This is a genomic window from Microbacterium sp. AR7-10, assembly GCF_001878835.1.
Taxonomy (GTDB): Bacteria; Actinomycetota; Actinomycetes; order Actinomycetales; family Microbacteriaceae; genus Microbacterium; species Microbacterium commune.
Genome location: NZ_MJIR01000037.1, coordinates 19,392 through 33,073 on the forward strand (window position 1 = coordinate 19,392; position 13,682 = coordinate 33,073).

Consider the following 13,682-nt stretch of genomic DNA (forward strand, 5'->3'; position numbering starts at 1 on the left):
CGTGAGTACCGCATGGCATCAATGCTTAACGTTGCTGAACGTAATTCAGTGAACCTACCTTGAGACCCCAAGACGCGGAACCAACGGAGGTGAAGTTCGAGATGTCGGCAAACAGCCCGGCGATGATCCGCCCGAAGGACCGTGTTTCAGCGGCCCAGCTCGCCCGCGCAGCCGGGGTCTCGGCGGCCACGGTGTCATATGTGCTCAACCGACGCCCCGGCGTCTCGGAGGCGACTCGGCAGCACGTGCTCTCCACCGCGACCGAGATCGGCTTCGCTCTCGGTCAGACGAATCCGCGCAGCGATCATCAGCGCATCCTCGGGCTCGTGCTCTCGAACATTGCGAACCCCTTCTACCCGGAACTGTCGGTCGGCTTCTCGGAGGCCGCCCAGCAGCGCGGTTACGACGTCTTCCTGTCGCACACCCACGACGACCTCGAATCGCTGACCCGCGCGATCGAAGCGATGCTCGACCGCAATGTCGAAGGCGTCGCGCTCGCGATCGCGCGCTCCGACAACGCCAGCGCTGTTCGCAGACTCCGGCAGGCGCGCGTGCCGCTCGTGCAGCTGTCACGAAAGTTCCGACACGTCGAAGCCGACTTCGTCGGGATCGACGACCACGGCGCGGCCGCCGCGATCATGCGGCACGCGCTCGGGCACCAGCGCTGGCCGATCGCGACGGTCATCGGTCCCCGCACCTCGTCTGCCTCGCTGAGCCGCGAAGAAGGCTTCGTGAGCGAGGCGCAGCGCGCCGGCGTCACGATTCCCGGGGCGCTCCGCATCAGCGTTCCGCTGTCGCTGCAGAGCGGCCGCGATGCCGCTCAGGTGCTCCTGTCGTCGTCGAATCCGCCGCGCTTCATCCTGTGCGGCGCCGACATCCTCGCCCTGGGCGTGATGAGTCAGGCCCTCGACATGGGTCTGCGCGTGCCCGACGACGTCGCGATCTCCGGCTTCGACGGCATCGACGTCGCGGCGACGCCGATGGTCGGGCTGACGAGCATCGTGCAGCCCCGACGCGACATGGCGCAGAGGGCGGCGGACCTGTTGATAGACCACATCGAACACCCGGAACACCCGGCGGACGTCGTGACGCTCCCGCACACCGTGCGGATCGGTACGAGCTGCGGATGCCCCCTGAAAGGAAGAAAGAAATGAGTGCAACAACACGGACCGTGCTGGTGACCGGCGCAGCTCGTGGCATCGGCGCGGGAATAGCCGAGGTTCTCGCGGCTCGCGGCTTCACGATCGTGATCGCCGATGTCAATGAAGACCAGGCCAGAGAGACCGCCGCGCGGCTCGGGCCCGAGCACGAGGGCATCTCGCTCGACGTGGCCGACAGTGCGGCCGTCGATCAGGCGATCGACGCGCTCGCCGAGCGTGCCGGCGGCCTCTACGGAGTCGTCAACAACGCCGGTATCAACCGAGACGCGATGCTCCACAAGATGACCGACGCGCAGTGGGATCAGGTGCTCGCGGTGGATCTCTCGGCGGTCTTCTACGTGAGCCGTGCCGCCGCACGCCACCTCCGAGAGGCACGACGCGGACGCATCGTCAACATCTCGTCGGCGTCGTGGGAGGGCAACATCGGCCAGGCCAACTACGCGGCCGCGAAAGCGGGCGTGCTCGGTCTCACGTTCACCCTCTCGAAGGAGCTCGCCCGGTACGGCGTCACGGCGAACGCCATCTGCCCCGGCTTCATCGAGACGGACATGACCAGCGCGCTGCCCGAGAACATCTACGCGGCGCAGCTCGAGAAGATCCCGCTCGGCTACGCCGGCAAGCCGCAGGATGTCGGAGCGGCGGTCGCCTACTTCCTCAGCGAAGACGCGTCGTACATCACCGGACAGGTGCTCGAGGTCGGCGGGGGGTACCAGATATGAGTCCCCAGATCATCACCGCCGATGAGGTCCCCGGCGTCATCGAGGACGGTCAGACGGTCGGCACCGACGGCTTCACCCTCATGGGCGTCGCGGACGAGATCTATGCGGCGATCCAGCGGTCGTACCTCGCGACGTCCTCACCCTCCGGGCTCACGCTGTTCCATATCTCAGGACAGTCCAATCGCGAGATCGGCATGGAGCGGTGGGCAGAGCCCGGCCTGCTCAGACGCATCGTCGGCTCGCATTGGGGGCTCGCGCCCCGCATGGGCACGCTCATCAACGACGACGGGGTCGAGGGCGTCTGCCTGCCGCAGGGCCAGGCCTCGAACCTCCTGCACGCGATCGCGGCGGGCCGCCCCGGCAATCTCGCCCGCGTCGGCATCGGAACGTTCGTGGATCCCGACCTCGAGGGCGGTCGGGTGAACGCGAGTGCGCGACAAGCGCTCGAACCGGACGCCTACGTCGAGAAGGTGACCGTCCGCGGCGAAGAGAACCTCCTCTACAAGTCCTTTCCCGTCGATGTCGCGATCTTCCGAGGCACGCGGATGGACAGGCAGGGCAACGTCTCCCAGGACGGAGAGGCCGCCGGCCTCGATGCGCTCGCGCTCGCACAGGCCGCGCACAACTCGGGCGGCATCGTGATCTGCCAGGTGAAGGAGATCGTCGAAGACGGCGAGATCAAGCCTCGCGACGTCACGGTGCCGGCGGCGCTCGTCGACTACGTCGTCGTCACGAGCGACGTTGTCGAGCACCACCGTCAGAGCGACTCCTTCGTCGCCGACCCGGGTCTGATCGGCGGTGTCATCTCGGATGAGGCGCTGACCCGGGTGCTCGGCTCACGCGAGATCGCACCTGCACGCATGGCGATCGGGCGTCGCGGCGCAAACCTGGTGAAGCCCGGCGACATCATCAACGTCGGCACAGGAATCCCCGGCGACACCATCGGAGTCGCGCTCGCCGAGAACGGGCTGCTCCCGCAGGTGACCATGTCGATGGAGTCAGGGGTCTATGGCGGAGTGCCCCTCGGCGGCACCGACTTCGGGGCGGCCCAGCACCCCTCCGCGATCATCTCGCACAGTGCGCAGTTCGACTTCTACACGGGGGGCGGCGTGGACATCGCCTTCATGGGAGTCGGCCAGGTGGACGCCGCAGGCGACGTCAACGTCTCGAAACTGGGCGGACGACTGATCGGCTGCGGTGGCTTCATCGACATCCTGAGCGGCGCGAAGCGCGTCTGCTTCCTCATGTCCGGAGCCGGACGCCACCCGAAGTTCGTCGACGAGATCGACCACCTCACGTTCAACGGACGCGAAGCGCTGCGCAACGGGCAGCAGGTGTTCTTGGCCACGGAGGACTACACGCTGCAACTCGCGCCAGCCGGGTGGACCGTGCTGAGCTGCGACGACACGGACGAGGCGCGGGAGCGGTTGGCGGCAGTTCCGCTCGCCGCGGCCTGAACGCACCCACTGAAGCTCAAGGAAGGATGAACACATGTCATCGCATGACCCCATCGTCATCGTCGAGGGCGCGCGCACCCCGGTCGCGTCCTTCGGCGGCGGATTCAAGGATGTGCCGGCGCACGTGCTCGGCGCCACCGCCGTCAAGGAGGCGCTCAGCCGTGCCGGTCTGAAGCCCGAGGACCCGGAGGAGTTCGTCATCGGCTGCGTCGGGCAGACCGGACCTGACGCGTTCCTGGCCCGCCGAGTGGCGCTCGAAGCCGGAGCCGACCCCTCATCGACGGCGCTCACCGTCAACCGACTGTGCGGATCGGGGCTGCAGGCGATCGCCACGGCTGCGACCGAGCTGCGCGAGGGCGACTCCTCGATCGTCGTGGCGGGCGGCGCCGAGAACATGACCCGCCAGCCGTTCATGGACTTCCAGGCGCGCAACGGGTACCGCCTGGGGCACCACGAGCTGGTCGACGGCACGCTGTCGCTCGTCACCGATCCCTGGGGGGAGTACCCCATGGGGCGCACGGCCGAGAACGTCGCCGAGCGGTTCCGCATCTCGAGAGAGGAGCAGGATGCCTTCGCGCTGGAGAGCCAGCGCCGCGCTGCAGTCGCACAGGCCGAGGGCCTCGTGGACGCCGAGATCGCACCGGTGACGGTCAGCTCGCGACGCGGTGATGTGATCGTCGATCGTGACGAGCACCCGCGAGAGACATCGCTGGAGAGCCTGGGCAAGCTGCGCCCGGCCTTCTCGAAGACCGGGTCGGTCACCGCCGGCAACGCATCGGGCATCAACGACGGTGCTGCGGCGCTCGTCCTCGCACGCGAGAGCGAAGCCGACCTACGCGGGCTGCCGAAGATCGCCGAGTTCGTCGCCTTCGCGAAGGTGGGCATCGCGCCGGACATCATGGGATACGCGCCGACCGCGGCCATCAGCAAGGTGCTCGACAAGGCCGGTCTCAAGCTCTCCGACATCGGCTGGATCGAGTTGAACGAGGCGTTCGCCTCGCAGGCGGTGGCCGTTGTGCGTGACGCGGGTCTGGACCCCGATATCGTCAACCCGCTCGGCGGCGCGATCGCCTGGGGGCACCCGGTCGGCGCCACCGGTGCGATTCTGACGCTTCGCACCATCTACAACCTGCGCCGTCTCGGTCGTGAATACGGTCTCGTGACCATGTGCATCGGTGGAGGCCAGGGAGTCGCCGCGATCGTCCGGGCGCTCTGATCATGCCGGCCCTCGAGGAGCAGCCCGCGCTGCGAGTGCTTCTCGCATTCGACTCCTTCAAGGGGTCGATGACGGCGACGGAGGCCTGCCGAGCATCGGCGACCCTGCTCGCGGAGCGGTTCGGCGAGCGGGTCGAGGTGACCTCGAAGCCGCTTGCCGACGGCGGCGAGGGCAGCTTGGAGCTGCTGCAGGCACAGGATCAGGTCGCGGCCGTCACCGTGCAGGCGGTCGACGCGATCGGGCGACCCCGGTCCGTCGAGTACCTTCTCGACGACACGCGGCGCATCGCCTACATCGAGGTGGCTGAAGTTGTCGGACTACCCGCGGTGTCCAACGTCGAGTTGCGTTCGCTCGCAGCTTCATCGTACGGAGCGGGGCTCGTCGTCGCGGACGCACTGAACCGGGGCGCCGAACGCCTGATGATCTTCCTAGGCGGCAGCGCCACGAGCGACGGCGGATCAGGCATACTCGAGGCCCTGGGCGCGCGGCTACTCGATGCTTCGGGCCAGTCGCTCGGACGGGGGGGAGGCGCACTGGTCGATCTCGCCGAAGTCGATGCGACGCGACTGCTACCGAGCGCGCTCGCCGCCGAGTGGGTGTTTGTCGCCGATGTAAAAGCACCGCTGCTCGGCCCGACCGGGGCAGCGCAGCGCTACTCACCGCAGAAGGGCGCGGGCCCCGATCAGGTGGCGCACCTCGAGCGAGCGCTCGATCACGCTTCGGCGCTACTCGAGCGGCGCACGGGCAGAAATCTTCGGGCGCGAGCGGGTGGGGGAGCCGCCGGCGGAATGCAACTTTTTCCGGCCGCATTCTGCTCGGTCGAGGTGGTCGCTGGCGGCCTGCTCCTCGCTGCCGAGACAGGGGCGTCGTCGGCGCTCGAGAACGTCGACGTCGTCTTCACCGGCGAGGGTAGGTTTGACGCGCAGTCGCTCGACGGCAAGGTCGTCGGCACGCTTCTCGAGATGGCCCAACTGCTACCCAACCGTCCCCCTATCGTCGTCATCGCGGGTGACACACGCGCAGCGGCCCATCTGCGGAGCAGCGGGCGGCTCGAAGGAATCGCAGGGGTATTCGGAATCGCTGAGTCCGCGGCTGAGCTCTCTGAATTGCAGGCCGATGCAGCTGGTCTGCTCGCGCGCCATGTGGCCGAACTGGTGTCGGTCATGCTTCTGACTGGATCACGCCGGTCTGGCGGAGCATCAGGGACTGCTGCACGAATAGGNNACCTATTCGTGCAGCAGTCCCGGCATCGACGGCCAAGTCCTCTCCTCCCGCGTTCACAACGTCACGGGAAAGTACAGCTAGCGGGCTGCCTCGATCGCACTTGACGGGCCCACCTATTCTTCGGAGAGCGTGGGGAGATCAGCTGCTCCGCCCGAAGCTGGCAGGTGCACAAGGGCGCGCGCAGAATCAACCACGACAGAGGGTGATCCCCGCTGAGCGAGAGTCCGAGCCGCCAGCCGCAGAGTATGAACGCCCCGGGCCGATCCACGCTAAGGGGACACTAGTCGCGTCTTCATGACGATCGCTTGAGTACCGACACCAGTACTTACGGTGGGCCCTGCCGGGATCGAACCGACGACATCCACGGTGTAAACGTGGCGCTCTACCAGCTGAGCTAAAGGCCCTGGTAGCCCCATTCTACGGTGCGGAATTTGCGGAACACGTCTTCAGAACGGATATAGGCTGACCACAGCGCGCGTTGTGCGGTGCCGACAAGGTCCGACCGCGGCGCATCCCGTTTCCTTGGCACGACCTGCCAGCTTGACGAAAGGCTCCACGTGACCGTCCACGATCAGGATCCGTACTCCCAGGCACCTCTGGACAGCGACCCAGAGGAGACCGGCGAGTGGCAGCAGTCGCTCGACGAGCTGGTGGATGCGAAGGGTCCCGGCCGCGGCCGGGAGATCATGCTCAGCCTGCTGAAGCGCTCGAAGGAGCGTCACCTCGGCGTGCCGATGGTGCCGACCACCGACTACATCAACACCATCGCCGCCTCCAACGAGCCGGAGTTCCCCGGCGACGAGGAGATCGAGCGCCGCTACCGGCACTGGATCCGCTGGAACGCGGCCATCACCGTGCACCGCGCACAGCGCCCCGGCATCGGCGTCGGCGGGCACATCTCCACGTACGCCGGAGCCGCCTCGCTGTACGAGGTCGGCTTCAACCACTTCTTCCGCGGCCAGGACCACCCCAGCGGCGGCGATCAGATCTTCATCCAGGGCCACGCCTCCCCCGGCATCTACGCCCGCTCGTTCCTCGAGGGGCGCCTGAGCGAGGCCGACATGGACGGCTTCCGTCAGGAGAAGTCGCACGCGGGCCACGCCCTTCCGTCGTACCCGCACCCGCGGTCGATGCCGGAGTACTGGCAGTTCCCGACCGTGTCGATGGGTCTCGGGCCGATCAACGCGATCTACCAGGCGCAGGCGAACAAGTACCTCACCAACCGCGGCATCAAGGACACCGGCGACCAGCAGGTCTGGGCGTTCCTCGGCGACGGCGAGATGGACGAGGTCGAGAGCCGCGGACAGCTGCAGGTGGCCGCCAACGAAGGCCTCGACAACCTCACCTTCGTGATCAACTGCAACCTGCAGCGTCTCGACGGCCCGGTGCGCGGCAACGGCAAGATCATCCAGGAGCTCGAGTCCTTCTTCCGCGGCGCCGGATGGAACGTCATCAAGGTCATCTGGGGCCGTGAATGGGACGACCTGCTCGCCCGCGACACCGACGGCGCCCTGCTGAACATCATGAACGCCACCCCCGACGGCGACTACCAGACGTACAAGGCCGAGTCCGGCGCGTACATCCGCGAGAACTTCTTCGGTCGCGATGAGCGCGCCGCAGCCCTGGTCAAGGACCTCTCGGATGACGAGATCTGGCACCTGCGCCGCGGCGGTCACGACTACCGCAAGGTGTACGCGGCCTACAAGTCGGCGATGGAGCACAAGGGCCAGCCGACCGTCATCCTCGCCAAGACCGTCAAGGGCTACGGCCTCGGTCCGCACTTCGAGGGCCGCAACGCGACCCACCAGATGAAGAAGATGACGCTGGACAACCTCAAGACGTTCCGCGACACCATGCAGATCCCGATCACGGACGCGCAGCTGGAAGAGAACCCGTACCTGCCCCCGTACTACCACCCGGGCAAGGACGACGAGACCATCCAGTACATGCTCGAGCGCCGCCGCAACCTCGGCGGCATGATCCCCGAGCGCCGCACCTCGCACACCGCGATCACGCTGCCCGAGGAGTCGACCTACGCGCTGCCGCGCAAGGGATCCGGCACCCAGGAGATCGCCACGACCATGGCGTTCGTGCGTCTGCTCAAGGACCTGCTGCGGGCGAAGGACTTCGGCAACCGCATCGTGCCGATCATCCCCGATGAGGCGCGCACGTTCGGCATCGACGCGTACTTCCCGACGGCGAAGATCTACAACCCGAACGGCCAGCACTACACCTCCGTCGACCGCCAGCTCCTGCTCGCGTACAAGGAGAGCCCGCAGGGGCAGATCGTGCACGTCGGCATCAACGAGGCCGGCGCGATGGCGGCGTTCACCGCCGCTGGCACGTCGTACTCCACGCAGGGCGAGCCGCTGATCCCGATCTACATCTTCTACTCGATGTTCGGCTACCAGCGCACGGGTGACGCGATGTGGGCCGCGGGCGACCAGATGGCGCGAGGCTTCATCATCGGCGCCACCGCCGGCCGCACGACGCTGACCGGTGAGGGACTGCAGCACGCCGACGGACACTCGCCGCTGCTGGCATCCACCAACCCGGCCACCGTCTCGTACGACCCCGCATACGGCTACGAGATCGCGCACATCGTGCGCTCGGGACTCGAGCGGATGTACGGCGGATCGCACCCCGACCCCGACGTGATGTACTACATCACGGTCTACAACGAGCCGCTCGTGCAGCCGGCCGAGCCGGAGGATGCCGACATCGACGGCATCATCCGCGGCATCCACCGCATCAAGCCCGGCACGGGCGAGGGCCACAAGGCGCAGCTGTTCGCCTCCGGCGTCGGCGTGCCGTGGGCGCTGGAGGCCCAGGAGCTGCTGCAGCAGGACTGGGGCGTCAGCGCGGATGTGTGGTCGGTCACCTCGTGGAGCGAGCTGCGCCACGACGGACTCGCCGTCGACGAGCACAACTTCCTGCACCCCGAGGAGGAGCCGCAGACGGCCTACCTCACGCAGAAGCTGCAGGGCGCCGAGGGCCCGGTCGTCGCGGTCAGCGACTTCATGCACGCCGTGCAGGACCAGATCCGTCCATGGGTTCCGAACCCGTACTACACGCTGGGCGCCGACGGCTTCGGCTTCTCGGACACCCGCGCGGCCGCGCGACGCTTCTTCAAGATCGACGGTCCGTCCATGGTGGTCCGCACTCTGCAGGCGCTGGCCGACGAGGGCAAGGTCGACCGCTCGGTCATCGGCCAGGCCATCGAGAAGTACCGTCTGTTCGACGTGAACGCCGGCACCAGTGGAAACGCGGGCGGCGAGAGCTGAACCTGTGAGCAGTACCGCCCAGCAGGCCATGGACAAGGCCGCGACACTCGCCTGGCTGCGCCGGATCTCCGGTGACATCGCGACGGTGACGATCAAGCGGCTCGAGGACACCCTGCCGTGGTACGCCGACATGCCACCGGCCCGACGCTCCGCCGTCGGGCTGGTGGCCCAGGCGGGCATCACGTCGTTCATCCAGTGGTACGAGGATCCGACGTCGACCCCCTGGATCGCCGCCGACATCTTCGCCGCCGCTCCGCGCGAGCTGCTGCGCAGCGTCAGCCTGCAGCAGACGCTGCAGCTGATCCGCGTCACCGTCGAGGTCACCGAGGAGCGTGTCGCCGGACGCGGAGAGGATCTGCGCGAGGCGATCCTGCTCTACTCGCGCGATGTCGCGTTCGCCTCGGCCGACGTGTACGCCCGCGCCGCCGAGGCGCGCGGACTGTGGGATGCCAGGCTCGAGGCACTCGTGGTCGACTCCATCCTCACGGGCGAGGCCGACGAGGAGCTGCCCAGCCGCATCGCCGCCCTCGGGTGGCACGGCCACGGCGAGGTCAGCGTCCTCGTCGGCACGACTCCCCCGCAGTTCGACGTCGACCTGGTGCGTCGCACCGCCCGGCGCATGTCGGTCGACGTGCTGATCGGCGTGCAGGGCTCGAGGCTCGTGCTCGTCATCGGTCGCGCCCGCGTGCCCGGCAAGGAGGAGGAGACCGAGGACCTGCCGTTCAGCGAGATCGCGCAGCGCCTGGAGCCCTCGTTCGGGCCGGGATACGTCGTGCTCGGCCCGCCGGTGACCGCGCTCGTCGACGCCGGGCAGAGCGCCCGTGCCGCGCTGGCAGGCTTCGCCGTCGCCCGGGCCTGGCGGGGCGCGCCGCGGCCGGTCGAGGCCGACGATCTGCTGCCCGAGCGGGCCCTCGCCGGAGACACGCTGGCCAAGCAGACGCTCATCGACCGGATCTTCCGACCCCTGCAGGCCCACTCCACCGATCTGGTCACGACGCTGTGGAGCTATCTCGACAACGGCAGGTCGCTGGAGGCCACCGCCCGCGAGCTGTTCGTGCACCCGAACACGGTGCGCTACCGGCTCAAGCGGGTCACCGAGGTGATCGGCTGGGATGCCACCGGCCCGCGCGAAGCACTGATCCTGCAGACGGCCCTGATCCTCGGCTCGATCGGCACCGCGGAGCCCGCCAGACGTCGTGCAGTGACGCGGCGTCGCTGACGCCCCGAAGCGGCACGCGACGAATCGATGTGCGCCACGCACAATCGATTCGTCGATTGTTGTGATGTTTCATCCACCACCGGTGACCGATCGTTGGCAGACTGGACAGGTGATCGTCGTCGCCTCGCCCGGACAGGGCTCCCAGACCCCCGGCTTCCTCGCTCCGTGGCTCGAGTTGGACGGCGTCGCCGACCGGCTGAGCGCGTACTCCGACGCCGCCGAGGTCGACCTGATCGCGCACGGCACCGAATCGGACGCCGACACCATCCGCGACACGCGCATCGCGCAGCCGCTGATCGTCGCGGCATCGCTGATCGCCGCGGAGCAGCTGAGCCTGCGCGCCGGCCGCCGAGCCGACGGCGTGGCCGGACACTCCGTCGGTGAACTCGCCGCCCTGGTCGGCGCCGAGGTGATCGCCGCCGACGACGCGATGCGCCTGGTCGGCATCCGGGGTCGAGCGATGGCGGATGCCGCAGCTCACACACCCACCGGCATGAGCGCGGTGCTCGGTGGCGACGTCGACGAGGTGCTGGCACTGCTCGACGAGCTCGAGCTCACCCCCGCGAACTACAACGTCGCCGGGCAGATCGTCGCCGCCGGCGCGCTGCCCACGCTCGCTCAGCTGGCCGAGCGTGCCCCGCGCGGCGTGCGCGTGATGCCGCTGCAGGTCGCGGGCGCGTTCCACACCTCGTACATGGCTCCCGCCGTCGACACGCTGCGCGCCGCCGTGGCGGACATCGCCGCGAACGATCCGACCGTCACCCTCTGGTCGAACCGCGACGGCGCCGTCGTCGACGCCGGACAGGACGCCCTCGACCGCATCGTGACCCAGGTCTCTTCGCCGGTGCGCTGGGATCTGTGCATGGCGGCGTTCACCGCCGCCGGCATCACGGGCTTCATCGAAGTGGCCCCCGCCGGAGCCCTGACCGGCCTCGCCAAGCGCGGACTGCGCGGCGTGCCGAATGTCGCAGTGAAGACCCCCGACGACCTCGACGCGGCTGTGGAGCTGCTGACCGGGTCATCGCAGAACGGAGCACTCTCGTGAGCACCCTCAAGCAGGCCACCGGCCCCGCCTACACCCGCATCTACTCGGTCGGCGCGGCGCGCGGTGAGAACGCGGTGCCGAACGACGACCTGGTCGGCCCCATCGACTCCAGCGATGAGTGGATCCGGCAGCGCACCGGCATCATCACCCGCACCCGCGCGGTGCCCGAGACGAGTGTGATCGAGCTCTCCACCGCCGCAGCGAAGGAAGCCGTCGAGCGCTCGGGGGTCGACCCGGCCGAGATCGACCTGGTGATCGTCGCGACGATCAGCAACCCGAAGCAGACCCCGTCCGTCGCGGCGATCGTGGCCGATCGCATCGGCGCCACACCCGCGGCGGCGTACGACATGAACGCCGCGTGCGCCGGGTACGCCTACGCCGTCGCGCAGGCGGACGCGCTCATCCGAGCCGGCGCCGCTCGCCACGCCGTGGTCATCGGCGCCGAGAAGCTCTCCGACGTCGTCGATCCGACCGACCGCAGCATCTCCTTCCTGCTCGGTGACGGCGCGGGCGCCGTGGTCATCGGACCGAGCGACACCCCTGGCATCTCCGCGACCATCTGGGGCTCGGACGGCTCGAAGTCCGACCTCGTCGGCATGAACCACACCCTCACCGACTTCCGCGACGGCAAGGCCCCCTGGCCCACGCTGCGCCAGGAGGGCCCGAGCGTGTTCCGCTGGGCGGTGTGGGAGATGGCGAAGGTGGCCCGCGAGGCGCTCGAGCGGGCCGGCATCGAGGCATCCGATCTCGCCGCGTTCATCCCGCACCAGGCCAACCTGCGCATCATCGAGGAGTTCGCGAAGCAGCTGAAGCTGCCCGAGACCACCGTCATCGCGCGCGACATCGAGACCACCGGCAACACGTCGGCCGCATCGATCCCGCTGGCGACGCACCGTCTGCTCGAGGAGCACCCCGAGCTGAGCGGCGGTCTCGCCCTGCAGATCGGGTTCGGCGCCGGTCTGGTCTTCGGCGCGCAGGTCGTCGTGCTGCCCTGATCCGGCCCGCGCCTTCCCTAGACTGATCACCGGTCCAACCCATTCCGAGAAAGTAGGAAACACCATGGCTCTCACCAACGACGAGGTCCTCGCCGGCCTTGCTGAGCTTGTCACCGACGAGACGGGCATCGACGCGTCCGAGGTCACGATGGAGAAGTCGTTCACCGACGACCTCGACATCGACTCGATCTCGATGATGACGATCGTCGTCAACGCCGAGGAGAAGTTCGGCGTGACCATCCCCGACGACGAGGTCAAGAACCTGAAGACCGTCGCCGACGCCGTCAACTTCATCGTCGCCGGCCAGGAGTAACACCTGCGGATGCCACCCCCGCGGACCGCGGGGTGTGGCATCCTCCTGCACCGATCCCTCCTCCTCACGAAGGACCTCCATGACCAAGCGCATCGTCGTCACCGGCATCGGCGCCACGTCCGCTCTGGGCGGCACGGCTCCCGAGAACTGGGCGAACCTGCTCGCCGGCCAGTCCGGAACCCGCACGCTGCCGCACGACTGGATCGAGAAGTACCAGATCCCCGTGCACTTCGCCGCGGAGGCCGTCGTGCGACCCGAGGAGGTGCTGCCGCGTCACGAGGCGAAGCGCCTCGACCCGTCGACGCAGTTCGCGATGATCGCGGCGCGTGAGGCGTGGGAGGACGCGGGATCCCCTGATGTCGATCCCGAGCGTCTCGGCATCGACTGGGCGACCGGCATCGGCGGCGTGTGGACGCTGCTGGATGCCTGGGACACCCTGCGCGAGAAGGGCCCCCGGCGCGTCATGCCGCTGACGGTGCCCATGCTCATGCCGAATGCCGGTGCCGGCAACCTCTCGCTGCACTTCAACGCGAAGGCGTTCGCCCGCACGGTGGTCAGCGCGTGCGCGTCGAGCACCGAGTCGATCGCCAACGCGTACGAGCACCTGCAGGACGGTTTCGCCGACGTCGTGATCGCCGGTGGCGCCGAGTCGGCGATCCACCCGATCACGATGGCGTCCTTCGCCTCGGCGCAGGCGCTCTCCCGTCGCAACGACGACCCGGCCACCGCATCCCGACCCGGCGCGATCGACCGGGACGGCTTCGTGATGGGCGAGGGCGGCGCCGCCCTCGTGCTCGAGACCGAAGAGCACGCCACGGCCCGCGGAGCCAAGATCTACGGCTATGTGGTGGGCGGCGGCGTCACGGCCGACTCGTACCACATCACCGGAAACGACCCCGAGGGCACCGGCGCGGCGCGCGCCGTCGAGGCGGCCCTGTCTCTTATACACATCTGACGCTGCCGACGAACTCAAAAAAAAAAAAGGACAGGATACGACTACGGAGAGTCGTATAGTCGTTGTATAACGCATAACAGGCTGGAGAGTTAAAC

Annotated in this window: 10 protein-coding genes, 1 tRNA gene and 1 pseudogene; 11 read left to right on the forward strand and 1 reads right to left on the reverse strand. The window is 68.2% G+C overall.

Going from position 1 to position 13,682, the window contains the following annotated elements; translation table 11 throughout:
• Nucleotides 1-101 precede the first annotated feature (101 nt).
• The 5 genes from BFN01_RS04115 to BFN01_RS04135 form a co-directional block, all read left to right on the forward strand.
• Nucleotides 102-1,154 carry a LacI family DNA-binding transcriptional regulator gene (locus BFN01_RS04115; protein ID WP_071641884.1) on the forward strand — a complete coding sequence of 351 codons (1,053 nt, stop codon included), beginning with the start codon at nucleotides 102-104 and terminating at the stop codon, nucleotides 1,152-1,154.
• Nucleotides 1,151-1,879: a 3-oxoacyl-ACP reductase FabG gene (gene fabG / locus BFN01_RS04120; protein ID WP_071641864.1), complete on the forward strand. Its 729-nt coding sequence runs from the start codon at nucleotides 1,151-1,153 to the stop codon at nucleotides 1,877-1,879. Before BFN01_RS04115 ends, fabG begins: the two co-directional genes overlap by 4 nt.
• Nucleotides 1,876-3,336, forward strand: a complete 1,461-nt coding sequence (locus BFN01_RS04125) for a CoA-transferase (protein WP_071641866.1) — start codon at nucleotides 1,876-1,878, stop codon at nucleotides 3,334-3,336. The genes fabG and BFN01_RS04125 overlap by 4 nt, the downstream gene beginning before the upstream one ends.
• A gap of 34 nt (nucleotides 3,337-3,370) precedes the next feature.
• Nucleotides 3,371-4,552 carry a thiolase family protein gene (locus BFN01_RS04130; RefSeq protein WP_071641868.1) on the forward strand — a complete coding sequence of 394 codons (1,182 nt, stop codon included), beginning with the start codon at nucleotides 3,371-3,373 and terminating at the stop codon, nucleotides 4,550-4,552.
• A gap of 2 nt (nucleotides 4,553-4,554) precedes the next feature.
• The coding region (locus BFN01_RS04135) for a glycerate kinase (RefSeq protein WP_218161796.1) at nucleotides 4,555-5,774 on the forward strand (1,220 nt) is incomplete at its 3' end.
• Nucleotides 5,775-6,107: 333 nt separating this feature from the next.
• On the opposite strand, the gene BFN01_RS04140 is transcribed toward BFN01_RS04135, so the two are convergent.
• A tRNA-Val gene (locus BFN01_RS04140) sits at nucleotides 6,108-6,180 on the reverse strand.
• Nucleotides 6,181-6,333: 153 nt separating this feature from the next.
• On the opposite strand from BFN01_RS04140, the gene aceE reads away from it, so the two are divergent.
• The 6 genes and pseudogenes from aceE to BFN01_RS04170 form a co-directional block, all read left to right on the forward strand.
• Entirely contained in the window at nucleotides 6,334-9,060 is a 2,727-nt protein-coding gene (gene aceE, locus BFN01_RS04145; protein WP_071641872.1) for a pyruvate dehydrogenase (acetyl-transferring), homodimeric type, read from the forward strand.
• A gap of 28 nt (nucleotides 9,061-9,088) precedes the next feature.
• Nucleotides 9,089-10,279, forward strand: a complete 1,191-nt coding sequence (locus BFN01_RS04150; RefSeq protein WP_071641874.1) for a CdaR family transcriptional regulator — start codon at nucleotides 9,089-9,091, stop codon at nucleotides 10,277-10,279.
• Between the two features lie 109 nt (nucleotides 10,280-10,388).
• The gene (locus BFN01_RS04155; protein WP_071641876.1) at nucleotides 10,389-11,324 is read left to right on the forward strand and encodes an ACP S-malonyltransferase; all 936 of its coding nucleotides are present in this window, start codon (nucleotides 10,389-10,391) and stop codon (nucleotides 11,322-11,324) included.
• Nucleotides 11,321-12,319 carry a beta-ketoacyl-ACP synthase III gene (locus BFN01_RS04160; RefSeq protein WP_071641878.1) on the forward strand — a complete coding sequence of 333 codons (999 nt, stop codon included), beginning with the start codon at nucleotides 11,321-11,323 and terminating at the stop codon, nucleotides 12,317-12,319. The genes BFN01_RS04155 and BFN01_RS04160 overlap by 4 nt, the downstream gene beginning before the upstream one ends.
• A gap of 64 nt (nucleotides 12,320-12,383) precedes the next feature.
• Nucleotides 12,384-12,632, forward strand: a complete 249-nt coding sequence (locus tag BFN01_RS04165) for an acyl carrier protein (protein WP_071641880.1) — start codon at nucleotides 12,384-12,386, stop codon at nucleotides 12,630-12,632.
• Nucleotides 12,633-12,711: 79 nt separating this feature from the next.
• Nucleotides 12,712-13,575 (forward strand): annotated as a pseudogene (locus tag BFN01_RS04170) (beta-ketoacyl synthase); the annotation flags it as partial.
• Between the last annotated feature and the right edge of the window lie 107 nt (nucleotides 13,576-13,682).

Coding starts and splice junctions, on each gene's coding strand:
- BFN01_RS04130 (WP_071641868.1), top strand. CDS start 3,371: ATGTCATCGCATGACCCCATCGTCATCGTCGAGGGCGCGCGCACCCCG.
- fabG (WP_071641864.1), top strand. CDS start 1,151: ATGAGTGCAACAACACGGACCGTGCTGGTGACCGGCGCAGCTCGTGGC.
- BFN01_RS04125 (WP_071641866.1), top strand. CDS start 1,876: ATGAGTCCCCAGATCATCACCGCCGATGAGGTCCCCGGCGTCATCGAG.
- BFN01_RS04165 (WP_071641880.1), top strand. CDS start 12,384: ATGGCTCTCACCAACGACGAGGTCCTCGCCGGCCTTGCTGAGCTTGTC.
- BFN01_RS04150 (WP_071641874.1), top strand. CDS start 9,089: ATGGACAAGGCCGCGACACTCGCCTGGCTGCGCCGGATCTCCGGTGAC.
- BFN01_RS04115 (WP_071641884.1), top strand. CDS start 102: ATGTCGGCAAACAGCCCGGCGATGATCCGCCCGAAGGACCGTGTTTCA.